Source organism: Burkholderia reimsis, from assembly GCF_003294055.1.
Lineage (GTDB): Bacteria > Pseudomonadota > Gammaproteobacteria > Burkholderiales > Burkholderiaceae > Burkholderia > Burkholderia cepacia.
The window spans coordinates 166,194-189,601 of the sequence record NZ_QMFZ01000006.1; the positions used below are offsets into that span (position 1 = coordinate 166,194).

Sequence of the window (23,408 nt, forward strand, 5' to 3'; positions counted from 1 at the left end):
GAATAATAAGATATGGCGGAGGCGGTTGAAAGCGCGACGAAAACGTTGGCGGCGGGTCGGGAGAGCGCAGCATGCCTCTGGACAGGGCCGGATTGCGAGCGCTGCCCAGGCAGATTTCCCGTTCGACAACGCGCAGCGGATACGCGAGAATCCGGCTTCCGAGGGCGCAAGCCACCAAACCGCATCAGACGGGACAATAATCCATGAAAACATCGATCACGCGCCGGCGCCTGCTGGCCGCCGCCATGGCCGCGAGCACCCTCGCGCTGTCGGGCTGCTTCACGCCGAAGCTGTACGAGAACGACGCATACAGCGAATACGTCACGAGCTTCATGATCACGCAGGACGGCAAGAAACTGGTCGTCCTCGGTACGAACTATCACTACATCTTCGATCTGCCGGCGCAATTGCGGCCGGTGCTGTTGTCCGGGTACCGGAAATCGCTGCGCACGACGTTTGCCGACTTTCATGCGCGCGGCGGCAGCATCACCGGCCACTACCGGATCGTGTTGCCAAAGGACGCGCCGGACGACGCCCGGCAAGCCGCGAGCGCCGACGGATTCACTGCCGGGACGGCCGGCCTCGCGCTCGAAGGCAACATCGAAGGCAAGCGCTATTCGACGGAGGGTTTCGCCGCGAAGGATAAAGGCGCCACGCAACCTTTCAACGAGCGGTACTCGGTGTACATCCGGGAATCGCCGTCCGTCGCCGGCATGGGCCTGCGGATCCTCGCCACGCCGATCACGGTGGCTGCCGACGGCCTGCTCGTGCTGGGCGGCATCGTGCTCGTGCCGTTCGCAGCCATCGCGATCGAGGCAAACGGCGGCCTCCGGATCATGTAATGGCACAAGCGTCGCCGCTGTTGCGCCTGTGACGGCAGGCAGCGGCACGCGAGCGCACCCGACGACCGCAACCGGAGCATCGCCATGTCTGCCTCACCGCTACACACGCCGCCACTCGGCCCGCAACTCAAGCGCTGGCGTGCGCTGCACCGCGTGAAACAGAGCCACGCGGCGGAACTGTTCGGCGTGGCGCAGTCGACGATCTCGCGCTGGGAAGCCGGCCTGCAACAGATGTCGCCCGGCGAACGCGCGACGGCCGAACGGCTGCTCGCCGCACGCCTCGATTCCGCGGGCGATCACGCGCTTGCGCGGCTCGTCGCGGGCAGCGCGGGCCGCATGCATCTCGTGTGCGACCTCACGCACCGGCTGCTCGCCTGTTCGCCTGCGCGTGCAGCCGAATTCTCGCAACCGCTGTCGATGCTGCTCGGCACGTCGCTGTGGCGCTATGCGACGCCGGCAATCGTCCGCATGGAAACCGCGCTCGATACGCTCGGCTGGCATGATCGCGCCGGGCCGCCGAGCGTCGAATTCGACACCGGCGCGAATGCGTCGCGCGTCGTGCCGATCCGCGGCAGCCTGTGCCGGTGGACACGGATGACGTTGTCGGACGGGTCGGCCGCGCGGCTCGTGGAAACGCTGTAGTACGACCCGCGCATATTTCATGCGTGGACGAACCGTGCGTGGCCGCCTTACGCTTGACGGCTCATCGCACGGACACCGACCATGAACCCCGATACGATCCACGCGCGGCTCGCGTTCCTGCGCGAAGCCGAACGCCTGAAGGATGTGCTGCGCAGCGGCCACACGTCGGCCGGGCGCGCGGAAAGCACCGCCGAGCATAGCTGGCGGCTGTGCCTGATGGCACTCGTATTCGCCGATGCGCTGCCCGGCATCGACACGCTGAAGCTGCTGAAGCTGTGTGTCGTCCACGATCTCGGCGAGGCGCTGCACGGCGACATCCCCGCGATCGAGCAGGCCGCGCACCCCGACAAGAGCGCGCACGAACGCGACGACCTGCTGACGCTGACCGCGCCGCTCGATCCGGCGCAGCGCGACGAGATCGTCGCACTGTGGGATGAATACGAAGCGGCCGCGTCGCCGGAAGCGCGCGCGGCAAAAGCGTTCGACAAGCTGGAGACGATCCTGCAGCACACCCAGGGCCGCAATCCGCCCGGCTTCGACTACGCGTTCAATCTCGGCTACGGCCGCCGCTATACCGACGCCGCACCGCTGTTCAGCGCGATCCGCGACATCGTCGACGCCGACACGCAACGCCGGATCGACGCGAGCGGGCAGCACGCGTAAGCTCGCGGAACCGGGCGCGCGACACCGCGCACCCTGCCCGCACGAGGCCCTACGCATGACGCAGAACATCTACGACGACCCGGCCTTCTTCGAAGGCTACAGCCGCCTGAACCGCTCGATCCACGGACTCGACGGCGCCCCCGAATGGCCCGCGCTGCGCGCGTTGCTGCCCGACCTGCGCGGTCGCCGCGTGCTCGACCTCGGCTGCGGCTACGGATGGTTCAGCCGCTGGGCCGCCGGCCAGGGCGCGGCAAGCGTGCTCGGCATCGACGTGTCCGAGCGCATGCTCGAACGTGCGGCATCGAGCGCCGCGCATCCGGCGATCACGTACCGCCGCGCCGACCTCGAAACGCTCGCGCTGCCGGATGCGGCGTTCGATCTCGCGTACAGCTCGCTCGCGTTCCATTACATCGGAGACCTCGATACCTTGTTCCGCACGCTCCATCGTGCGCTCGTGCCGGGCGGGCGGCTCGTGTTCTCGATCGAGCATCCGGTCTATACGGCGCCGCGCCGGCCCGGTTTCGTCGTCGACGCGCAGGGCAACCGTTCGTGGCCGCTCGACGGCTATCAGCGCGAAGGCGAACGCGTGACCGACTGGCTCGCGCCGGGCGTCGTCAAGCAGCACCGCACGCTCGGCACGCTCGTGAACCTACTGATCGGCAGCGGCTTCACGCTCGCGCACCTGGACGAATGGGGGCCGACGCAGGAACAGGTCGATGCCCTGCCCGCGCTCGACGAGGAACGCGACCGGCCGATGATGGCACTCGTCGCCGCGCGGCGATAACGCGAAGCGCGGTACGCACGCGGGCCGTCGTCCGCAGACTTGACAGATCGCAACAATGACGCCGCCCGGCCCCCGCTCCGGCGTGGCGTCCGCACAATTCAGCACAATTTCCACACGATTTGTCGTGAATTCCTCGCTTACCATGAGCGCCTGATTCGAATCGGCACGCCCGCGCGATGCGTACGCGGATTCCGTCGCGGGCCACACGCCCTGCATGCGACGCCGGCCGGATCGTCCCGCCCGGCCGCACGCAACGCCGGCATCGCTTCATCCTCGCCGCATGCTCATGACTCAGAAGACCCATCGCCGCCGGCGCATCGTGCTGGCTTCCCTCGCCATCGTCGCGATCGCCACCGGTGTCACGCTGAAGGCGTGCGCACCCGACAAGCATCCGCAATACCTGTCCGCGCCCGTCTCGCGCGGCGACCTCGAAAACGCGGTGCTGGCCACCGGTGCGCTGCAGGCATTCAGGCAGGTCGACGTCGGCGCGCAAGTCTCGGGGCAGTTGAAGTCGCTGAAGGTCAAGCTCGGCGACAAGGTCACGAAGGGCCAGTGGCTCGCCGAGATCGACCCCGTGCTCTCGGAAAACGCGCTGCGCCAGGCACGCGCCAGCGAAGAAAGCCTGCGCGCGCAGCAGCAGTCGACCGCCGCGCAACTCACGCAGGCGGAACTCGCGTTCCGGCGCCAGCAGGCCATGCTGCCCGACGACGCGACGTCGCGCGAGTCGTTCGAAGCCGCGCGCGCGACGCTCGACGTGCAGCGCGCGACGCTCGCGTCGCTCGCCGCGCAGATCCGCTCGGCCCGCATCCAGATCGAGACCGCGCAGGCCAACCTCGGCTACACGCGCATCGTCGCGCCGATCGACGGCCAGGTCGTCGCGATCGTCACGCAGGAAGGCCAGACGGTGATCGCGCAACAGCAGGCGCCGGTGATCCTGAAGCTCGCGGATCTCGACACGATGACCGTGAAGGCGCAGGTGTCGGAAGCCGACGTGATCCGCGTGAACGCCGGCCAGACCGCGTATTTCACGATCCTGGGCGAACCGGACAGGCGCCACTACGGCAAGCTGCGCGCGATCGAGCCGGCGCCGCAGAACTACGCCGAAACGCAAGGCGCGCTCGGCGGCGGCGCGGGCGGCGGCGCGAAACCGAATTCGGCGGTGTTCTACAACGCGTTGTTCGAGGTGCCGAATCCCGAGCACCGGCTGCGCATCTCGATGACCGCGCAGGTCAACATCGTGCTCGGCAACGCGCGCAACGCGCTCAGCATTCCGGCCGCCGCGCTGGGCGAGAAACGCAAGGACGGCACCTACGCGGTGCGCGTGCTGCGCGCCGACGGCAGCACGGAAACGCGCAACGTCCGCATCGGCATCAACAACAACGTGCGCGTCGAAGTGCTGGCCGGCCTGAAGGACGGCGAACGCGTGGTGATCGGCGAAGCGTCCGCGGACGACCACGCGCCGCTGGCGGACGTGGTGTGACGATGAGCCAGCCCCTGCTGAAACTCTCCGCCGTCACACGACGCTTTCCGGCCGGCGACAAGGACGTCGTCGTGCTGAACAACGTCAACCTGTCGATCCACGCGGGCGAGATCGTCGCGATCGTCGGCGCGTCGGGTTCCGGGAAGTCGACGCTGATGAACATCCTCGGCTGCCTCGACCACCCGAGCGAAGGCACCTACACGGTCGGCGGCCGCGACACGCACATGCTCGACAGCGACGAGCTCGCGCAACTGCGCCGCGAGCACTTCGGCTTCGTGTTCCAGCGCTATCACCTGCTGCCGCACGTCGATGCCGTCGCGAACCTCGAAATGCCCGCGATCTATGCCGGCACGCCGCGCGCGGAGCGGCACGCGCGCGCACGCGAGCTGCTCGCGCGCCTCGGGCTCGCGGATCGTGCGCACCATCGCCCCGGGCAACTGTCCGGCGGCCAGCAGCAGCGCGTGAGCATCGCGCGCGCGCTGATGAACGGCGGCCACGTGATCCTCGCCGACGAACCGACCGGCGCGCTCGACACGAAAAGCGGCCAGGACGTGATCCGCATCCTGCACGAGCTGAACGCGCTCGGCCACACGATCGTCATCGTCACGCACGACAAGGCCGTCGCGCGCCATGCGCGGCGCATCATCGAAATCAGCGACGGCGAGATCGTCGCCGACCGGCCGAACCGCCACCATGCGGAAGCCCTCGCGGAAGCAGCCGCGGGCGCAGATGCAGCGGAAGCGAGCGAAGCGGAAACCGGCACACCATCCACCCGCGATCGTCGCGACATGCCGTTGCCGCCCGCGGCAGTCGCCCCCGACCCGCAGGCCGATGCCGCCCCGCGCGTGCGCCGCTTCGCGGCCGGCTCCGGACGCTTCGCCGAGGCCTGCCGGATGGCGTGGATCGCACTCGTGTCGCACCGGCTGCGCACGCTGCTGACGATGCTCGGCATCATCATCGGCATCACGTCGGTCGTGTCGATCGTCGCGATCGGCGAAGGCGCGAAGCGCTACATGCTCGACGAGATCGGCAGCATCGGCACGAACACGATCAACATCTACCCGGGCACCGACTGGGGCGACAGCCGCGCCGATGCGATCCAGACGCTCGTGCCCGCCGATGTCGCCGCGCTCGCCGAGCAGCCGTATGTCGACAGCGCGACGCCCGAAACGTCGCGCACGCTGCTGCTGCGCTACCGCAACGTCGACGTGAACGCGCTCGTGAGCGGCGTCGGCGACCGCTTCTTCCAGGCGCGCGGGATGCGTTTGGCGCTCGGTGTCGCATTCGATGAGGATGCAGTGCGCCGCCAGGTGCAGGTGGCCGTGATCGACCAGAACACGCGCCGCAAGCTGTTCGGCGCGACGCGCAACCCGATCGGCGAAGTGATCCTGGTCGACAACGTGCCGTGCGTGGTGATCGGCGTGACGGCGGACAAGAAGAGCGCGTTCGGCAGCGTGAAAAGCCTGAACGTGTGGGTGCCGTACACGACCGCGAGCGGGCGTCTCTTCGGGCAGCGTTATCTCGACAGCATCACCGTGCGCGTGCGCGACGGGCAGCCGAGCGCCGCCGCCGAAAAAAGCCTCGAAACGCTGATGAAGCAGCGCCACGGCCGCAAGGACTTCTTCACGTACAACATGGACAGCGTCGTGAAGACCGTCGAGAAGACCGGCCAGTCGCTGACGCTGCTGCTGTCGTTGATCGCCGTGATCTCGCTCGTCGTCGGCGGAATCGGCGTGATGAACATCATGCTGGTGTCGGTTACCGAGCGCACGCGCGAAATCGGCATCCGGATGGCGGTCGGCGCGCGCCAGTCCGACATCCTGCAGCAGTTTCTCGTCGAGGCCGTGCTGGTCTGCCTGCTCGGCGGCACGATCGGCATCGTGCTGTCATTCGGGCTCGGCGCGCTGTTCTCGATGTTCGTCGCGCAGTGGAAGATGGTGTTCTCGGCCGGCGCGATCGTGACCGCGTTCGTCTGCTCGACGCTCACCGGTGTGATATTCGGCTTCATGCCCGCGCGCAACGCATCGCGGCTCGATCCGATCGATGCGCTCGCGCGCGACTGACGCAAGGCCCGCCATGACGCATTCCTCACCGCTCCAGCGCCTCGGCGCATTCGCATGCGCGGCCGCGCTGCTCGCCGGTTGCGCGGGCGCGCGCCATGATCCGCTGCCCGCCGTCGCGATGCCCGCGAACTGGTCGGCGCCGGTTTCCGCCGACGCACCGGCCACGACGCGCGACTGGTGGCGCAGCTTCGGCGATCCGCAACTCGACGCGCTGATCGACGACGCGCTGCGCGCCAACAACGACCTCGCGATCGCGGCGATCCGCGTGTACCGCGCGCAACTGCAGGCCGGGCTCGCGAATACGAACCTGACGCCCAACGTGACGCTCGGCGCGAACGGTGCCGTGTCGCGCACGCTCGATACGCACCAGATGAGCCGGTCGAGCAACGCGAACGTTTCGCTCAGCTATGAAATCGACCTGTGGGGCCGGCTGGCCGCGCTGCGCGACGCCGCGCGCTGGGAAGCCGACGCGACGGCCGCCGATCTCGAAGCCGCGCGGCTGTCGCTGATCGGCACGACCGCGTCGCTGTACTGGCGGATCGGCTTCCTGAACCGGCAGATCGCGCTCGGCGACGCGAACATCGCGTATGCGGTCCGCACGCTCGCGGTCGTCCGGTCACGACACACGGCCGGCGCCGTGTCGGGGCTCGACCTTGCGCAGGCCGAGCAAAGCCTCGCCACGCAACGGGCCGCGCAGACACGCATGATCCAGCAGCGTACCGAGAACCGTCACGCCCTCGCGATCCTGTTCGACCGGCCGCCACAACAGCGCGCGGCCGAACCGCCGGCGCTGCCCGACGCGCCGCCGCCGGAAGTGGCGGCCGGCCTGCCGGCCAGCCTGCTCGGCCGGCGCCCCGACTTGCGCGCGGCGGAATTCAGGCTGCGCGAATCGCTCGCGCAGGTCGACGCGACACGTACCAGTTTCTACCCGACCTTCACGCTGACCGGCGCGGCCGGCACGTCGAGCACGAGCCTCGAGCGCGTGCTCGCGAATCCGGTCGGCACGCTCGGGCTCGGCCTGGCCCTGCCGTTCATCCAGTGGAACACGATGCAGTTGCAGATCAAGGTGTCGAAGACGCAGTACGAGGAGGCCGTCGTCGGGTTCCGGCAGAAGCTCTACACGGCACTCGCGGAAGTCGAGAACGCGCTGTCGGCGCGCGTCCAGCTCGAACGCGAGGCCGAACAGCGCGCGCTGTCGCTCGAACAGGCGCAGCGTGCCGAGCGGCTCGCCGCCGCGCAGTTCGCGGCCGGTGCGACCGCCGTGCAACCGTGGCTCGACCAGCAGCAGCGGCTGCGCGATGCGCAAAGCGCCGACGAACAGACGCGGCTGGACCGGCTCAACAACCAGATGACGCTGTACCGCGCGCTCGGCGGCGGGATGTCCTGACCGGCCCGCGCACCGGGCCGGCCGCCCCTGCCCCGCCGGCCATGCGCGGCGTCATTCGCACACGGCCGCCCCGCGCCGCGCCGGCGCGAACGCCACCGCGCTCGCCGTCGCGAGCACGGCCACGCCGGCCGCGCCGTACACCATCACCCAGCCGAACCCGTGCACGAGCGCCGCATGCAACGCCGCGCCGGTCGGGTCGGCCTGTGCGAGCGCCGGTGCGATCTCGTGCAGCCCGTCGGTTCGCCCGGAAGCAATCTCCTGCGCGAGCCGGCGCAGCGCCCCATCGCCGATCGTGCCCGCGACACCGCCCTTCAGGCTCGCGACGATGCCCGCGACCAGCACGAAGCCCATGGCCGCGATATTCAGTGCGAGCGAGATCATCCGCGCGCTCATGTCGATGCCCGACGCCATCCCCGCCCGCGCGCTCGGCACCGCGCCCGTCGTCGTGTTGGTCACCGGCGTGTTCGTGAGCCCGAGCCCGATGCCGGCGATCACGCAGCCGGGCAGCATCGTCAACCAGCTCGCGTGGTCGGCCGCGCTGCCGATCCGCATCAGCACAAAACCGGCGGCGATCGTGAACAAGCCGCCCGGGATCACGACGCCCGGCCCGTAGCGCAGCGCGAGCCGTTCGCCGAACGGCGGCGCGACCAGCGTCGGCAGCGTGTACGTGAGCAACGCGAGGCCGGCCGTCACGCTGTCGTAGCCGAGCGCGACCTGAAACCAGATCGGCAGGTAGATCATGAACGGCCAGAAGCTGAAGTTCATCCCCATCGAGCCGAAGATCGCGCCGGTGAACGCGCGGATCCGGAACACCGAGAAGTCGAACATCGGCCGCGCGCTCGCGCGTTCCGCGAGGAAGAAGCCGGCCACCGCCAGCACGGTCGCGCCGAGCACGCCGAGGCCGGCGGCGCTCGTCAGCCCGAGTTCCGCGCTTTGCGTGATGTAGAAGGCCAGGCCGAGCACCGCGAGCGACAGCGTGACGATGCCCGCCACGTCGAGGCTGCCCGCGTGCGGATCGCGCGACTCCTGCACCGCGCCGCCGATCAGCGCGAGCGCGACGGCCGCGAGCGGTGCATGAACGAGGAACACCCACGGCCAGTTCGCCAGCGCGACGATCGCGCCGCCGACGATCGGCCCGAAACCGAGCCCGATGCCGAACACGATCCCCCAGATCCCGAATGCGCGGCCGCGCTCGCGGCCTTCGCGGAACTGATGCGACAGCACCGCAATCTGGCAGATCAGCATCGCGCCGCCGCTGGCGCCCTGCAGCAGCCGGCCCGCGACGAGCACCGGCACGTTCGGCGCGAGCCCGCACAGCAGCGACGTCGCGCCGAACAGCACGGTGCCGGTCACGTACACGCGCTTGCGGCCGAACCGGTCGGCGAGCGTGCCGGCCGCCATCAGCACGGTCGTACACGCGATCGTGTACGCGTTCATGATCCACTGCATGCCGTTGAAATCGCCATGCAGCACGTGTTCGAGCGTCGGCAGGATCACCGGCACGCTCGAGATTTCGAGGCCGAACATCAGCGACGTGAGACAGACGGCCGCGAGCGCGACCGCATTCCTGCGGGAGTCGGATAGCGTCATGCGTATTGCGCGGCGGCCCGGCAACGGGCCGCGCGCCTCCAGATGAGAAGGATGGGTCGCGCGCGGCCGGCAACGCACGCTGAACCGGAATCGGTACTATAGTGAGAATTTCCATCCCCATTGACGCAGGCATTTCTCCAGACTGGGGAACCACAGGACTCAATCACCCCTCCCTCCGATGACCGACAGACTCGACGGCGTGACGACCTTCGTCCAGGTAGTGGAATCGGGCAGCTTCGCGCTGGCGGCAGAGCGGCTCGACATGACGCGCTCTGCCGTCGGCAAGGCGGTCGCGCGGCTCGAGAAGCGGCTCGGTGCGCGGCTGCTGCAGCGCACGACGCGCAGCCAGAGCCTGACCGACGACGGCCAGGCGTACTACGACCGCTGCGTGCGCGCGCTGGCGGAACTGGAAGCGGCGGAGGCCGACCTCGACTGCGGCCGCAACGAGCCGCGCGGCAAGCTGCGCCTGAGCGTGCCGCTCGCGTTCGGGCACCACTGCGTGACGCCCGTCGTGCTCGATCTCGCACGCACCTACCCGGATCTGCGGATCGACGTGTCGATCACCGACCGTTTCGTCGATCTCGTCGAGGAAGGCATCGACCTCGCGGTGCGGATCGGCACGCTCGCGGACAGCACGAGCCTCGCGGTGCGGCGGCTCGGCACGCAATACGGGAGCCTCGGCGCGGCGCCGTCGTATCTTGCGCGCCACGGGATGCCGAAGACGCTCGACGACCTGAAGCATCACCGGACGATCGCGTATTCACGCTCGGGCGTGGTTCAACCGTGGGACTTGCGCGCGCCGGACGGCACGACGGTTCGTATCGACATGCCGCACCAGCTCAGTTTCGACGACGTGCAGGCGATCGCGGCAGCCGGCGCATCGGGGTTCGGGATCGCCTGGCTGCCGAGCTGGCTGCTCGATCACTACGTGAAGCGCGGCGAGATGACGGTCGTGCTCGACCGCTGCTTCGTCTGCGAAGGCGACATCCACGCGATCTGGCCGAAGACGCGCTACCTGCCGCGCAAGACGCGCTGCGTGATCGACGCGTTCGCGCAGGCGATTCCGCCGATGATCGAGCGGTGAGATGCAACGCGCGCCGCGCGGCAGCGTGTGCCCGCGCGGCGCGCCGGCTACGCGCTCACGCCGCGCCGAGATCGGCGAGCGGATGCGCGAACAGCTTCCACGGCGACGTGAGGAAATGCCGCACGCGTTCGGCGCGCAGTTCGACGAGCGACGCGGGCGCCCAGCGCGGCTTGCGATCCTTGTCGACGAGATGCGCGCGCACGCCTTCGCAGAAGTCGCCTTCCTCGATCGCGCGCGCGACGATGCCGAGCTCCATCCGGAACGATTCGGCGAGCGTCATCTGGCGACCGCGCAGCAGCGCCTCGCGCGTCACGTACAGCATCGTCGGCGAATGGCCCGTGAGCGCATCGAGCGTCGCCTGCAGCCATTGACGGTGCTCGCGCGACAGTTCCTCGCGCGCGAGATCCTGCGTCAGCGTCGCGACGATCCGCTCGACGGTCGAGCGCTTGTCGAAGTGACGCACGATCCACGGCATCTGCCCGTCGAGCGCCGCATGCGGCACGACGTTGCACGGCGGCTCGAACACCTTGCGCAGCAGCGGCAGCGCATCGCCTTCCCACTTGACGCTTTCGATGCGCGTCTCGAACGTGTCGAGCCACGCGGACGGCACGCACAGATCCGCGAGCTTCGCGGTCAGCGCGTCGGCACCCGACAGCATCGCGCCGGTCAGCCCGACGTACAGCTCGAGTTCGGCCGGCATGCGCGACAGGAAATGCGTCGCGCCGACATCGGGTACGAGGCCGATGCGCGTTTCCGGCATCGCGATCTTGCTGCGCTCGGTCGCGACGCGCAACGCGGCACCCTGCGCAAGGCCCATCCCGCCGCCCATCGTCACGCCGTCCATCAGCGCGACCACCGGCTTCGGGAACGTATGGATCGCGTAGTCGAGCCGGTATTCGTCGACGAAGAACGGCAGCCAGGTCTCGCGCTGCGCGACCATCCTGTATAGCGCGCGCACGTCGCCGCCCGCGCAGAAGCCCTTCTCGCCCGCCCCGCGCAGCACGACCGCGACGATCTGGTCGTCGTGGCGGCAGCGTTCGAGCAGCGCGGCCAGCTCGCCGATCATCGCGTACGACAGCGCGTTGAGCGCGGCCGGCCGGTTCAGCGTGATCAGCGCCACGCGATTCACCACGCGGAACAGCACCTCGGGGGCATGCTCCGCGAACGCGTCGTGATTCGTGACCGGCGTGCTCATCGTTGCCCCTCCCCGTCGGTGTGCCACTGCGGCGCGCGCTTGCCGAGGAACGCGGCCACGCCTTCGCGCGGATCGCTGGTATCGAACAGGTCGACGAAGCGTTCGCGCTCGACCGCCAGCGCCGCACCGCGCGGCACGCCGCGGCGCGCGAGACCGATCAGCTCCTTGCTGTACGCGACCGCGTGCGGGCTCTGCCGCGCGACGTTGCGCGCCAGCGCCAGCGCCGCATCGCGCGACGCGCCCGACTCCACGACATCCTCGACGAGGCCGATGCGCAGCGCGGTGGCCGCGTCGACACGCGCGCCGGTCAGGATGATCTTCTTCGCCCAGCCTTCACCGACGAGCCAGGGCAGCGTCTGCGTGCCGAGCCCGCACGGCAGCAGGCCGACCGACGGCTCGGGCAGCGCCATCTGCGCATGGGTCTCGGCGATCCGCAGGTCGCACGCGAGCGCGCATTCCAGGCCGCCGCCCATCGCGTAGCCGTTGATCGCCGCGATCGTCACGACACGCGCGTCGTGCAGCGCCTCGAACGCCGCGCCGAAACGCGACGCCATCGCGCGCGCGACCGCGCGGTCGCCTTCGGCAAAGGTGTTGAGGTCGGCACCCGCGCTGAAGAATTTCGGGCCGTCGCCCGTGATCACCAGCGCGCGCACGCGCGGGTTCGCATTCAGTTCGGCGACGGTGTCCTGCAGTTGCCGCAGCCCGTCGGCGGTAAAGGCGTTCGCGGGCGGACGCTTGAGCGTCGCGCACGCGATCGCGCCGTCGTCGACGTAGTCCAGTTCGATCATGACGCGTCCTTCTTGCTGGCCGGTTGGTACAGGCGGATCACCGCCGAGAAATCGAGCTGGCCGTCGCCACGGCTGCTCATCGTCTGGTACAGCTGCTGCGCGAGCGCGCCGAGATAGACGGGCTGGCGCGCCTGCTTCGCGGCGTCGTTCGCGAGACCGAGATCCTTCAGCATCAGGTCGGTGCCGAAGCCGCCCGAGTAGCCGCGCGACGACGGCGCGGTCTCGATCACGCCCGGATACGGGTTGTAGGTGTCCGAGCTCCAGCAGCGGCCCGTCGACGTGTTGACGATGCCGGCCAGCACCTTCGGGTCGATGCCGAGCGCGACACCGAGCGACATCGCCTCCGACACCGCCGCCATCGAGATGCCGAGCACGAGGTTGTTGCAGACCTTCGCGACCTGCCCCATGCCCGTCGCGCCGCAGTGGACGATGTTCTTGCCCATGCCCGCGAGCACGGGCTTCACGCGCTCGAAATCCGCGTCGCTGCCGCCGACCATGAAGGTCAGCGTGCCGGCCGCCGCTCCGCCGGTGCCGCCCGACACGGGTGCATCGACGAACGCGCCGCCGTGCTCGCGCACCAGCGCGCCGAACGCCTGTGCGCTCGCCGGGTCGATCGTGCTCGAATCGATCACGGTCGCACCCGCGCCGAGGCCGGCGAGCACGCCGTTCTCGCCGGACAGCACCGAGCGCACGTGCGGCGCGGCCGGCAGCATCGTGATGACGAACGTCGCGCCCGATGCGGCATCGCGCGGCGACGCGGCCACCTGTGCGCCGGCATCCTGCAGTGCGCGCAAGGCGTCGGCGCTCAGGTCGAACGCGTGCACTTCGTGGCCGGCTTTCAGCAGGTTCAGCGCCATCGGCGCGCCCATGTGGCCGAGGCCGATAAAACCGATTTTCATGTTGTCCTCCACGGCTCAGTGCAGCCGGATCGTCGTATTCACCGGGCCGGCCGTCGTGTCGTCGTCGAACCAGCGTGCGGTGACCGTCTTGGTCTGCGTGTAGAACTGCACGACCTGCTTGCCGTACGGGCCGAGATCGCCGAGCTTCGAGCCGCGCGAGCCCGTGAAGCTGAAGAACGGCACGGGCACCGGGATCGGGATGTTGATGCCGACCTGGCCGATGTCGATCTCGCTCTGGAACTTGCGCGCGGCCGCGCCGCTTTGCGTGAACAGGCCCACGCCGTTGCCGAACGGGTTCGCGTTGACGAGCGCGATCGCGTCGTCGAGCGTGTCGGCTTCGAGCACGACGAGCACCGGGCCGAAGATTTCGTGCGTGTAGATCGACATGTCGGTCTTTACGCCCGAGAAGATCGTCGGGCCGATGAAGTTACCGCTTTCGTAGCCGGCCACCTTCACGTCGCGGCCGTCGAGTTCAAGCTTCGCGCCTTCGCTCACGCCCGCTTCGATCAGCGACAGGATGCGCGCCTTCGCGGCCTTCGACACCACCGGGCCGACGTCGGTGCCGGCTTCCGCGCCCGCATTCACCTTCAACAGCTTCGCCTTCGCGACGAGATCGGGCAGCCAGTCGCGCGCTTCGCCGACCAGCACCGCGACCGACGTCGCCATGCAGCGCTGCCCCGCCGCGCCGAAACCGGCGCCGACGAGCGCATTGATCGTCTGCTCGCGGTTCGCATCGGGCAGCACGACCGCATGGTTCTTCGCGCCCATCATCGACTGCACGCGCTTGCCGTGTGCACTGCCGAGGTTGTACACGTGCGTGCCGACGGCGGTCGAGCCGACGAACGAGATCGCCTTCACGAGCGGATGCGTGCAGATCGCGTCGACGACTTCCTTGCCGCCGTGCACGACGTTCAGTACCCCTTTCGGTACGCCGGCTTCGATCGCGAGCTCGACGAGCTCCATCGTCGACATCGGGTCCTGCTCGGACGGCTTCAGCACGAACGTGTTGCCGCACACGATCGCCATCGGGAACATCCACAGCGGAATCATCGCGGGGAAGTTGAACGGCGTGATGCCCGCGCACACGCCGAGCGGCTGGCGCAGCGTGTAGGTATCGACGCCGCCCGCGACGTTCTCCGCGAATTCGCCGAGCTGCAGCGAGCCGATCGAGCACGCGTGCTCGACCACTTCGAGGCCGCGGAAGATGTCGCCTTCGGCATCGGGGATCGTCTTGCCCTGCTCGGCCGTCAGCGTCTTCGCGATGCGCTGCTGGTTCGTGCGCACCAGATCCTGGAACTTCAGCATGATGCGCATGCGCGCGGCGATCGGCGTGTTCTTCCACGTCGCATACGCGGCGTGCGCGGCCTGCACGGCCGCGTCGACTTCCTCGACGGTCGCGAACGGCACGCGCGCGAGCACCTGCTGCGTCGCCGGGTTGACGATGTCACGCCACTCTTTCGTGGCGGACTCGACGAAAGCGCCGTCGATCAGCAGCTTGACCGTCGGCACGTCTTGCCCCGTCCGGGGCGTCGGATTCGCGTTCATCGATCCCTTCTCCTTGCAGAGGGCCGCGAAGCGCGATATCGCCGCGCGGCCGGTTCAATTCGGCTGCGGGCGGCGGCCGCGGAATGCGGCGCGCGGCCCGCGGTCACGTCATTTCAATTCGGCAGCAAAATCTTCTTCCCAGTATTCGCCGGGCATGCGCGCGGTCGCGTCGTCGCCGCGCTCGATCTCGCGGCGGCGCAGCTCGACGCGGCGGATCTTCCCCGAGATCGTCTTCGGCAGCTCCGCGAATTGCAGGCGGCGGATGCGCTTGTACGGCGCGAGCTTCTCGCGCGAGAAACGGAAGATCTCCAGCGCGAGCGCGGGGCTTTCCTCGTAGCCCTGCCGCAGCGTGATGAAGGTCTTCGGCACCGACAGCCGCACGGGGTCGGGGCTCGGCACGACGGCCGCCTCGGCGATCGCCGGATGCTCGATCAGCACGCTTTCCAGTTCGAACGGGCTCAGCCGGTAGTCGGACGACTTGAACACGTCGTCCGCGCGGCCGATGTAGACGTAATAACCGTCGTCGCCGCGCATCGCGATGTCCGACGTGCGGTAGTGGCCGTCGCGCATCGCGTAGGCGGTTGCATCGGGGTTGTTCGCATAGCCTTTCATCAGGCCCACCGGACGCGTGACGTCGGCGCCGATCGGGAGCGCAACCTCGCCTTCGGTCACGGGCGCGCCGTCCGGGTCGAGCAGCGTAATGCGGTAGCCGGGCAGCGGCCGGCCCATCGAGCCCGCGACCACCGGCTGGCCCGGCGAGTTGCCGATCAGGCAGGTCGTCTCGGTCTGGCCGTAGCCGTCGCGAATCGCGATGCCCCACGCCTTCTTCACGCGCTCGATGATCTCGGGATTCAGCGGCTCGCCCGCGCCGACGATCTCGCGCAGCTTCACGTCGAACGACGCGAGCGGCTGCTGCACGAGCATGCGCCACACGGTCGGCGGCGCGCACAGCGTCGTCACCTGGTATTTGACGAGCGCATCGAGCACCACCTTCGGCTCGAAGCGCGCGTAGTTGAATGCGAACACGCAGGCCTGCGCGTTCCACGGCGCGAAGAAGCAGCTCCACGCGTGTTTCGCCCAGCCCGGCGAGCTGATGTTCCAGTGGATGTCGCCCGGCTGCAGGCCGACCCAGTACATCGTCGACAGGTGCCCGACCGGATAGGTGCGATGCGTATGCTCGACGAGTTTCGGCTTCGACGTCGTGCCCGACGTGAAGTACAGCAGCATCGGATCGTTCGCGTGCGTGACGGCGTCCGGCTCGAATTCGGCGCTCGCCGAGTAGCCGTCGTTCATCGCGAGCCAGCCGGCGCGCGGTGCGCCCGCGACGATCTTCTGCTTGAGGCCGAGGTCGGGCTGGTCGAATTTCGCGGTTTCGTTCTCGTCGACGATCGCGTATTTAGCGCCGCCGATCTGCACGCGGTCGCGCACGTCGTCGGGCGACAGTTGCGTGGTGGCGGGCAGGACGATCGCACCCAGCTTCATCGCGGCGAGCATCGCATCCCACAGCTCGACACGGTTCGGCAGCATCAGCAGGATGCGGTCGCCGCGCACGACGCCGATCGAGCGCAGCCAGTTCGCGATCCGCGACGAACGCTCGGACATCTGCGCGAACGAATACGGATCGCCCGTGCCGGTGGCCGCGTCGACGATCCACAGCGCGGGCTGGTCGTTGCCGCGCGCCATCGGGTCGAAGTAGTCGAGCGCCCAGTTGAACGCATCGAGCACCGGCCATTCGAAATCGCGGTACGCGGTTTCGTAGTCGGTGCGATGGCGCAGCAGAAAGTCGCGTGCGTTCAGGAATGCCTGTACCGTCATCGTTTTGTCTCCTGTCGACGAGAGTTAGCGCTTCAGCGCTTACTCTCGTCCCATGCCTTGCGCGGTCGACGAGAGTTAGCGCTTCAGCGCTTGCTCGCGTCCCATGCCTCGTGCGGTCGACGAGCGTCAGCGCTTCAACACTTACTCTCGTCCCATGCCTCGCGGTGAACCGGCTGCATGACTGCAGCGCATGCCCGGTCTCCTCTGTCGCGGTGCACGGTCACGTCGTTGCGTGCCGCGTTCACCGCACTGCCCTCGTGCCCTGCGCGATGCTTCTTTTCGACCCGGATGTCGCGGCTCAAAGCTGCCGCGCGATCACCATCCGCTGCACTTCGCTGGTGCCTTCGTAAATCTGCGTGATGCGCGCGTCACGATAGTGGCGCTCGACTTCGTAATCGACCAGGTAGCCGTAACCGCCGTGGATCTGGATCGCGTCCGAACATACGCGCTCGGCCATCTCCGACGCGAACAGCTTCGCCTGCGACGCTTCCGACAGGCACGGCAAGCCGGCCGTCCGCAGCTTCGCCGCGTGATGCACGAGCAGGCGCGCGGCGTTGATCTGCACGGCCATGTCGGCGAGCTTCTGCTGGATCGCCTGATGCTCGGCGATCGGCTTGCCGAACTGCACGCGCTCGCCCGCATAACGACGCGCCTTGTCGAACGCGGCGCGCGCGATGCCGAGCGCCTGCGCGGCGATGCCGATGCGCCCGCCCTCGAGATTCGACAGCGCGATCTTCAACCCTTCGCCGCGGTTGCCGAGCAGGTTCTCTTCCGGAATCGCGCAGTTCTCGAACGTGATCGGGCACGTATCCGATGCACGGATGCCCATCTTCTTCTCGGGCTTGCCGACGATGAAGCCCGGCGTGTCGGTCGGCACCAGGAACGCGGAGATGCCTCGCTTGCCGGCTTCCGGGTCGGTCATGGCAAAAACGATCGCCACCCCGGCGCGCTGGCCGTTGGTCACGAACTGCTTCGCGCCGTTCAGCACCCATTTGCCGTCGCGCAGTTCCGCACGCGTGCGCAGGTTGTTCGCCTCGGAGCCGGCCTGCGGCTCGGTCAGGCAGAATGCGCCGATCACGCGGCCCGCCGCCATGTCGGCCAGCCAGCGATCCTTCTGTGCGGGCGTGCCGAAACCGAGGATCGGCCCGCAGCCGACCGAGTTGTGCACGCTCATCATCGTCGCGCACGCGGCGTCGCCGGCGGCGACTTCTTCCATCGCCAGCGCGTAGGCCACGTAGTCCGTATACGAGCCGCCCAGCTCCTGCGGCACGATCATCCCGAGCAGGCCGAGTTCGCCGAGCTGCGCGACGATGGCGTCGGGCAGGTGCGCATCGTGGTCCCACTGCGCCGCGTTCGGCGCCAGCATCTCGGTGGCAAAGGCGCGTGCGGCGTCGCGGATCATCCGCTGGTCTTCGGTGTAAAGCTCGTCCATGGTGCTGCTGTCTCCCGCGGCCGCCGGGCGCGACCGTCCTTGCGTTTCGATGCAACAAGTGTAGGCAAGCACGCGCGACTGTTCGATGCTCGCGCCGCTCATTTACACTGAGCGTTTTTGCCACACCGGCGGCACGGATGAAGCAGGAAGACAAGGGAACCGTCGCGATCAGCCTCGTCGCTTACAGCGTCGCGCTCGCGGCCCGGCGCGGCGTCGCGGCCGAACCGCTGCTCGCGCAGGCCGGCATCGCCCCGGCGCTGCTCGGACAGCCGCGCGCACGCGTGTCCGCGCAACAATACGGCGCATTGTGGAACGCGATCGCGCGCACGCTCGACGACGAGTTTTTCGGGCAGGATCGCCATCCGATGCGCAGCGGCAGTTTCATCGCGATGAGCCAGGCGGCGCTGACCGCGCGCGACGGCCTGCACGCGATGGCGCGCGCGGTGAATTTCATGCACTGCGTGCTCGACGACCTGCACGCCGAGCTCGACGCGAACCCGCAGCGCGTGCGGTTGCGCTTCGTGCACCGCAACAACGGTGCGACGCCCGCGATGTTCACGTATGCGACCTATTTCATCATCGTCTACGGGCTGACCTGCTGGCTGATCGGGCGGCGCATCCCGCTGCTGCATGCGAGCTTCCGCTGCGACACGCCGCCCGCCGACCATGAATACCCGGCGATGTTCTGCGACGACATGCGTTTCAACGAACCCGATTCGTATGTCGATTTCGATCCCGAATTCGCGACGCTGCCGGTCGTGCAGAACGCGAAGACGCTGAAGACGTTCCTGCGCAACGCGCCGGCGAGCTTCATCGTCAAGTACCGCAACCCGAACGCGCTCGCGCAGCGCGTGCGCGCGGTGCTGCGCGGGATGCCGCCCGCCGCGTGGCCGGGCGCGGGCGGGATGGCCGCGCGGCTGCACGTGGCCGAGGCCACGCTGCGCCGCAAGCTGCACCAGGAAGGCCACGCATACCAGTCGATCAAGGACACGCTGCGGCGCGACCTCGCGTTCGAGGCGCTGGCCGACCCCGCGCGCACGATCGCCGACGTCGCGGCTGCAACCGGTTTCGCGGAACCGAGCGCGTTCTACCGCGCGTTCCGCAAATGGAGCGGACGCAGCCCGGCCGACTATCGCGACGAAGTGCTCGCGCGCGGCGGCGGCGCGAGCTGATACCGGCCGGCACGGCACTCGCTTCGCGCTTTCCGCCGAAACCGCCTAATCTTTAAGCATCGGGCCCACGCCCTTTCCGCAAGCCGGATGGCGCACGGCCACGCGCCGCCCGGACGCCCCGATGCACTTTCACCGTCACGGGCCGTCGCCGGTGCCTGCCACGCCCGGCGGCCACCCTCGTCACCCGCTGTCCGCGCGGGTCGCGCGCGCCGCGCTGTTCGCGGCGCTGCTGGTCGTGTGTGCCGCGGTCGCCGCGCCGCCGTCCGCCGACACACCCGACACACCCGACACACCCGCCGCACCCGCCGCCGCCCGCCCGGTCATCGTGATCCCGATCAACGGCGCGATCGGGCCTGCCAGCGCCGATTTCATCGTGCGCTCGCTCGACCGTGCGGCACGCCAGCACGCGCCGCTCGCGATCCTGCAGCTCGACACGCCCGGCGGCCTCGACACGTCGATGCGGCAGATCATCAAGGCCATCCTCGGCTCGCCCGTGCCGGTCGCCGCGTTCGTCGCGCCGGGCGGCGCGCGGGCCGCCAGCGCGGGCACCTACATCGTCTATGCCAGCCACTTCGCGGCGATGGCGCCCGGCACCAATCTCGGCGCGGCGTCGCCGGTGCAGCTCGGCATCGGCGGCGCCGCGCCGCCGGGTGCGAACCCCGCTGCACCACGCCCGCCGGCCGGAACCCCGGGCGCGTCAGGGGCATCCGGTGCGTCCGAGGCCGCCACGCAGGCCGCATTGCCGACCGACACGCAATCGACCGAGATCCGCAAGGCGATGCAGGACGCGTCCGCCTACATCCGCGGCCTCGCGCAGTTGCGCGGGCGCAATGCCGAATGGGGCGAGCGCGCGGTGCGCGAAGCCGTCAGCCTGTCGGCCAGCGAGGCGCGCGCGCAGCACGTCGTCGACCTGATCGCACAAGATCCGGCCGACCTCGCGCGCCAGCTCGACGGCCATACCGCGACGACCACCGCCGGCACGGTGAAGCTCGCGACCACGCATGCGCCGCTCGTCATCGTCGAACCCGACTGGCGCAGCCGCTTCCTCGCGATCATCGCCGATCCGAACGTCGCGCTGATCCTGCTGACGATCGGCATCTACGGCCTCTTCTTCGAGTTCGCGAACCCCGGCTTCGTGCTGCCGGGCGTCGCCGGCACGATCTGCCTGCTGGTCGGGCTGTTCGCGATGCAGTTGCTGCCGATCAGCTATGCGGGCCTCGGCCTCGTGCTGCTCGGCCTCGGCTGCCTGGTCGCCGAGGCGTTCCTGCCGACCTTCGGCGTGCTCGGTTTCGGCGGGATCGTGTCGTTCACGATCGGCGCGCTGATGCTGATCGACACCGACGTGCCCGGCTACGGGATTCCGTGGCCCGTGATCGCGAGCCTGGCGCTCGGCGGCGGGCTGCTCGTCGCGGGCGTGTCGAGCGTCGCGCTGCGCGCGCGGCGGCGCCCGGTCGTGACGGGTGCCGAGGCGATGGTCGGCAGCATCGGCGAAGTGCTCGACGACGGCCTGCGCGCCGACCAGCCGTACGGCGCGGCCGGCGCGGCTACATCGGCCGCGGGCTGGGCTCGCGTGCATGGCGAACGCTGGCGCGTGGCCAGCAGCGCGCCGCTTGCCGCGGGCTGCCGCGTGCGCGTCACCGGCCGCCAGGGGCTGCTGCTCACCGTCGCGCCGCTGTACGACGTGCCGGCGCAGGAACAACAACACCAAGGTGAACCAACATGATCGGCTACACATTCGGCTTCAGCAGCGTCCTGATCGTCTTCGTCGTGGTGCTCGTCGCGTCGTCGATCCGCATCTTCCGCGAGTACGAGCGCGGCGTGGTGTTCATGCTCGGCCGCTTCTGGAAGGTGAAGGGGCCTGGGCTCGTGCTGATCATCCCGATCGTTCAGCAGGTCGTGCGGATCGACCTGCGCACCGTCGTGTTCGACGTGCCGCCGCAGGACGTGATCACGCGCGACAACGTGTCGGTGAAGGTGAATGCGGTCGTGTATTTCCGCGTGGTCGATCCGGAGAAGGCCGTGATCCAGGTCGCGCGCTTCTTCGACGCGACGAGCCAGCTCTCGCAGACGACGCTGCGTTCGGTGCTCGGCAAGCACGAGCTCGATGCGCTGCTGGCCGAGCGCGAGCAGCTGAACGCCGACATCCAGAAGACGCTCGACGCGCAGACCGATGCGTGGGGGATCAAGGTGTCGACCGTCGAGATCAAGCATGTCGACCTGAACGAGACGATGATCCGCGCGATTGCGCGACAGGCCGAGGCCGAACGCGAGCGGCGCGCGAAGGTGATTCATGCGGAAGGCGAACTGCAGGCGTCGGAGAAACTGCTGCAGGCCGCGCAGCGGCTCGCGCTGCAGCCGCAGGCGATGCAGCTGCGCTACCTGCAGACACTGACGACGATCGCGGCGGACAAGAACTCGACGATCGTGTTTCCGCTGCCGATCGATCTGCTGGGGGCGTTGCTGGAGCGGTTGGGAGGAAAGCGGGAGGAATGAGGCAGACATTCGGATCCTCACCGGATTCGCCGGACGAGAGGCAGCAGGCATCGATACCGACCGGCGCCCCCATCTGCCGAATGGTATGGAAGGTGGCCACTCACGGTCCAATGGCGTATACAACGAGATCCTCATGCATGGCAGTACCGATCGACGATGGGCAAGACTCGGACAAGGAAGACGGCACCGGCGACGCCAACCAGGACCTATGGCAAGGTGGCCCTCAGTGCCGAGGAAACGCTTCATCGGCTGTGGCAACGCGGCCTGCGCATCGACAATCGCCCGGCGAACTTGCGAACGCTCCGGTCGATCGGCCATTTCCGGTTGCTGGTCTACATGCGGCGGTTCCAGAACCCCACGACCAGGCGATTCTGGCCTCGAACCCGATTCTCAGACATCGTTGAACTCTACGCATTCGATCGACGTCTGCGCTCGATCACGATGGACGCGGTCGAGCGCATCGAGGTTGCGCTGCGCGCCGCACTCAGCAATCCCCTCGCAATCGACTACGGCAGCCACTGGTACGTCGAGAGGGACCGTTTCGTCGACCTGCGCCACTACGCGCGCGTTCTGGATCAGATCGCCCGGGAGTGTGAAACCCGGAAGGGCTCGGCACTGACTCACTACTATCGAACCTATGCCAACCCCGACCTGCCGCCGATCTGGCTGGTCTGCGAGCGGCTGAGCCTGGGCGCATTGTCCCGAATTTTCAGCGCGCTCTCGATGCGCGACCGCAAGGTCGCCGGACGCCATGCGTGGCCGGACATCCCTGATACGGTGCTCACCAGCTGGCTGCAATCGCTCACCGACCTGCGCAATGCGTGTGCGCACCACGCCCGGCTTTGGGGAATGAAGCTGACGGTATCGCCTCCCGCCAAGCCGGCCGGGCGAACGCTCGCCCGGTATGCTCCGGAAATGACCCGGCCGGAGACGTTCTACGCCCGCGCAACGATGATGAAGGCCCTGCTCGACCCACTCGGTCATGGGAGCGAATGGCGCGAAGCCTTGCGAGCGACGTTGACGGGGTGTGAGCACGTGGACGCGGCGGCCCATCTCGGCTTCACGACCGATTGGCATTCGACGCCGGCGTGGCGGTGAGTTCAGGGCGGATACAACCGAACACGCGGCAGGATGCCCGTCATGCATCCGTTTTCGACACGATGCATTTTGACATTCGTTCGATACTTCGCTAGGATTGCCGATGAAAACGCTGGGGACGCCTCTCGACGATGCGCAACACTTCAGACGGCAAAAGGACGCGCAAGCGTCCTTTTTTATTGCCCGCCTCCTCCGTTGCGAGCTCGATCCGCTTCCCTCCCCGGATTCGGTACCACTCCCGCACCCGATCGATCGTCCGGCGCCCGGTCCTGCGCTTCTCCTTCATTTTCGTGTTTCCGCTGCCGATCGATCTGCTGGGGGCGTTGCTGGATCGGCCGGGTACGCCGCGCGAGGGCCGAGACGAGCGAGTTCCGGCTCGCGCGACGCGCCGCCGTCGATCCCGCCGGATGCCGGACGCCGGGCCGCCACGGCCCGG

General features: G+C 68.6%; 19 protein-coding genes. 12 read left to right on the forward strand and 7 right to left on the reverse strand.

What is annotated here, in order from left to right; all coding sequences use genetic code 11:
• Window positions 1-203: 203 nt before the first annotated feature.
• The 7 genes from DPV79_RS10120 (at window position 204) to DPV79_RS10150 (ending at window position 7,861) form a co-directional block, all read left to right on the forward strand.
• Complete coding sequence (locus tag DPV79_RS10120; protein WP_060050342.1) at window positions 204-842, forward strand: hypothetical protein; 639 nt, start codon at window positions 204-206, stop codon at window positions 840-842.
• 84 nt (window positions 843-926) lie between these two features.
• Window positions 927-1,484 carry a helix-turn-helix domain-containing protein gene (locus tag DPV79_RS10125; protein ID WP_059709465.1) on the forward strand — a complete coding sequence of 186 codons (558 nt, stop codon included), beginning with the start codon at window positions 927-929 and terminating at the stop codon, window positions 1,482-1,484.
• An 81-nt stretch (window positions 1,485-1,565) separates the two neighbouring features.
• Window positions 1,566-2,147, forward strand: coding sequence for an HD domain-containing protein (locus tag DPV79_RS10130; protein WP_021162781.1), 582 nt, complete (start codon window positions 1,566-1,568; stop codon window positions 2,145-2,147).
• A gap of 55 nt (window positions 2,148-2,202) precedes the next feature.
• Complete coding sequence (locus DPV79_RS10135) at window positions 2,203-2,931, forward strand: class I SAM-dependent methyltransferase (RefSeq protein WP_113045329.1); 729 nt, start codon at window positions 2,203-2,205, stop codon at window positions 2,929-2,931.
• Window positions 2,932-3,217: 286 nt separating this feature from the next.
• Window positions 3,218-4,411, forward strand: coding sequence for a macrolide transporter subunit MacA (gene macA / locus DPV79_RS10140; protein ID WP_059485166.1), 1,194 nt, complete (start codon window positions 3,218-3,220; stop codon window positions 4,409-4,411).
• A gap of 2 nt (window positions 4,412-4,413) precedes the next feature.
• Complete coding sequence (locus DPV79_RS10145) at window positions 4,414-6,474, forward strand: MacB family efflux pump subunit (protein WP_113045330.1); 2,061 nt, start codon at window positions 4,414-4,416, stop codon at window positions 6,472-6,474.
• A 13-nt stretch (window positions 6,475-6,487) separates the two neighbouring features.
• Window positions 6,488-7,861 carry an efflux transporter outer membrane subunit gene (locus DPV79_RS10150; RefSeq protein ID WP_113045331.1) on the forward strand — a complete coding sequence of 458 codons (1,374 nt, stop codon included), beginning with the start codon at window positions 6,488-6,490 and terminating at the stop codon, window positions 7,859-7,861.
• A 51-nt stretch (window positions 7,862-7,912) separates the two neighbouring features.
• Here DPV79_RS10150 and DPV79_RS10155 read toward each other — a convergent pair whose 3' ends face one another.
• Entirely contained in the window at window positions 7,913-9,451 is a 1,539-nt protein-coding gene (locus tag DPV79_RS10155) for an MFS transporter (protein WP_113045332.1), read from the reverse strand.
• A gap of 178 nt (window positions 9,452-9,629) precedes the next feature.
• On the opposite strand from DPV79_RS10155, the gene DPV79_RS10160 reads away from it, so the two are divergent.
• On the forward strand, window positions 9,630-10,535 hold the full coding sequence (locus DPV79_RS10160) for a LysR family transcriptional regulator (protein WP_059485170.1): 906 nt from the start codon (window positions 9,630-9,632) through the stop codon (window positions 10,533-10,535).
• A 55-nt stretch (window positions 10,536-10,590) separates the two neighbouring features.
• On the opposite strand, the gene DPV79_RS10165 is transcribed toward DPV79_RS10160, so the two are convergent.
• From DPV79_RS10165 to DPV79_RS10190, 6 genes are all read right to left on the reverse strand, one after another.
• Window positions 10,591-11,730 carry an enoyl-CoA hydratase/isomerase family protein gene (locus tag DPV79_RS10165; protein ID WP_042976715.1) on the reverse strand — a complete coding sequence of 380 codons (1,140 nt, stop codon included), beginning with the start codon at window positions 11,728-11,730 and terminating at the stop codon, window positions 10,591-10,593.
• Window positions 11,727-12,518: an enoyl-CoA hydratase gene (locus DPV79_RS10170; protein WP_059485175.1), complete on the reverse strand. Its 792-nt coding sequence runs from the start codon at window positions 12,516-12,518 to the stop codon at window positions 11,727-11,729. Before DPV79_RS10170 ends, DPV79_RS10165 begins: the two co-directional genes overlap by 4 nt.
• Window positions 12,515-13,417: a 3-hydroxyisobutyrate dehydrogenase gene (gene mmsB / locus DPV79_RS10175; protein ID WP_027789614.1), complete on the reverse strand. Its 903-nt coding sequence runs from the start codon at window positions 13,415-13,417 to the stop codon at window positions 12,515-12,517. The genes DPV79_RS10170 and mmsB overlap by 4 nt, the downstream gene beginning before the upstream one ends.
• Before the next feature lie 15 nt (window positions 13,418-13,432).
• A complete protein-coding gene (locus DPV79_RS10180) occupies window positions 13,433-14,962 on the reverse strand; it encodes a CoA-acylating methylmalonate-semialdehyde dehydrogenase (protein WP_059485176.1) in 1,530 nt (509 codons plus the stop codon).
• Between the two features lie 108 nt (window positions 14,963-15,070).
• On the reverse strand, window positions 15,071-16,777 hold the full coding sequence (locus DPV79_RS10185; protein WP_113045333.1) for an AMP-binding protein: 1,707 nt from the start codon (window positions 16,775-16,777) through the stop codon (window positions 15,071-15,073).
• A gap of 298 nt (window positions 16,778-17,075) precedes the next feature.
• Window positions 17,076-18,209 carry an acyl-CoA dehydrogenase family protein gene (locus tag DPV79_RS10190; protein ID WP_027789617.1) on the reverse strand — a complete coding sequence of 378 codons (1,134 nt, stop codon included), beginning with the start codon at window positions 18,207-18,209 and terminating at the stop codon, window positions 17,076-17,078.
• A 137-nt stretch (window positions 18,210-18,346) separates the two neighbouring features.
• On the opposite strand from DPV79_RS10190, the gene DPV79_RS10195 reads away from it, so the two are divergent.
• The 4 genes from DPV79_RS10195 (at window position 18,347) to DPV79_RS10210 (ending at window position 22,972) form a co-directional block, all read left to right on the forward strand.
• Window positions 18,347-19,381 (forward strand): AraC family transcriptional regulator, encoded by a 1,035-nt coding sequence (locus tag DPV79_RS10195; RefSeq protein ID WP_113045334.1) that lies wholly within the window; start codon window positions 18,347-18,349, stop codon window positions 19,379-19,381.
• A 121-nt stretch (window positions 19,382-19,502) separates the two neighbouring features.
• Complete coding sequence (locus DPV79_RS10200; protein WP_113045335.1) at window positions 19,503-21,104, forward strand: NfeD family protein; 1,602 nt, start codon at window positions 19,503-19,505, stop codon at window positions 21,102-21,104.
• Window positions 21,101-21,874 carry a slipin family protein gene (locus DPV79_RS10205; protein ID WP_111939334.1) on the forward strand — a complete coding sequence of 258 codons (774 nt, stop codon included), beginning with the start codon at window positions 21,101-21,103 and terminating at the stop codon, window positions 21,872-21,874. The genes DPV79_RS10200 and DPV79_RS10205 overlap by 4 nt, the downstream gene beginning before the upstream one ends.
• 156 nt (window positions 21,875-22,030) lie before the next feature.
• Entirely contained in the window at window positions 22,031-22,972 is a 942-nt protein-coding gene (locus DPV79_RS10210; RefSeq protein WP_113045336.1) for an Abi family protein, read from the forward strand.
• The last annotated feature ends 436 nt before the right edge of the window (window positions 22,973-23,408 follow it).

Bases quoted from the DNA above. Each gene is read 5' to 3' on its own strand.
- DPV79_RS10120 (WP_060050342.1), top strand. From the start codon at position 204: ATGAAAACATCGATCACGCGCCGGCGCCTGCTGGCCGCCGCCATGGCC.
- DPV79_RS10125 (WP_059709465.1), top strand. From the start codon at position 927: ATGTCTGCCTCACCGCTACACACGCCGCCACTCGGCCCGCAACTCAAG.
- DPV79_RS10130 (WP_021162781.1), top strand. From the start codon at position 1,566: ATGAACCCCGATACGATCCACGCGCGGCTCGCGTTCCTGCGCGAAGCC.
- DPV79_RS10135 (WP_113045329.1), top strand. From the start codon at position 2,203: ATGACGCAGAACATCTACGACGACCCGGCCTTCTTCGAAGGCTACAGC.
- macA (WP_059485166.1), top strand. From the start codon at position 3,218: ATGACTCAGAAGACCCATCGCCGCCGGCGCATCGTGCTGGCTTCCCTC.
- DPV79_RS10145 (WP_113045330.1), top strand. From the start codon at position 4,414: ATGAGCCAGCCCCTGCTGAAACTCTCCGCCGTCACACGACGCTTTCCG.
- DPV79_RS10150 (WP_113045331.1), top strand. From the start codon at position 6,488: ATGACGCATTCCTCACCGCTCCAGCGCCTCGGCGCATTCGCATGCGCG.
- DPV79_RS10155 (WP_113045332.1), bottom strand. From the start codon at position 9,451: ATGACGCTATCCGACTCCCGCAGGAATGCGGTCGCGCTCGCGGCCGTC.
- DPV79_RS10160 (WP_059485170.1), top strand. From the start codon at position 9,630: ATGACCGACAGACTCGACGGCGTGACGACCTTCGTCCAGGTAGTGGAA.
- DPV79_RS10165 (WP_042976715.1), bottom strand. From the start codon at position 11,730: ATGAGCACGCCGGTCACGAATCACGACGCGTTCGCGGAGCATGCCCCC.
- DPV79_RS10170 (WP_059485175.1), bottom strand. From the start codon at position 12,518: ATGATCGAACTGGACTACGTCGACGACGGCGCGATCGCGTGCGCGACG.
- mmsB (WP_027789614.1), bottom strand. From the start codon at position 13,417: ATGAAAATCGGTTTTATCGGCCTCGGCCACATGGGCGCGCCGATGGCG.
- DPV79_RS10180 (WP_059485176.1), bottom strand. From the start codon at position 14,962: ATGAACGCGAATCCGACGCCCCGGACGGGGCAAGACGTGCCGACGGTC.
- DPV79_RS10185 (WP_113045333.1), bottom strand. From the start codon at position 16,777: ATGACGGTACAGGCATTCCTGAACGCACGCGACTTTCTGCTGCGCCAT.
- DPV79_RS10190 (WP_027789617.1), bottom strand. From the start codon at position 18,209: ATGGACGAGCTTTACACCGAAGACCAGCGGATGATCCGCGACGCCGCA.
- DPV79_RS10195 (WP_113045334.1), top strand. From the start codon at position 18,347: ATGAAGCAGGAAGACAAGGGAACCGTCGCGATCAGCCTCGTCGCTTAC.
- DPV79_RS10200 (WP_113045335.1), top strand. From the start codon at position 19,503: ATGCACTTTCACCGTCACGGGCCGTCGCCGGTGCCTGCCACGCCCGGC.
- DPV79_RS10205 (WP_111939334.1), top strand. From the start codon at position 21,101: ATGATCGGCTACACATTCGGCTTCAGCAGCGTCCTGATCGTCTTCGTC.
- DPV79_RS10210 (WP_113045336.1), top strand. From the start codon at position 22,031: ATGGGCAAGACTCGGACAAGGAAGACGGCACCGGCGACGCCAACCAGG.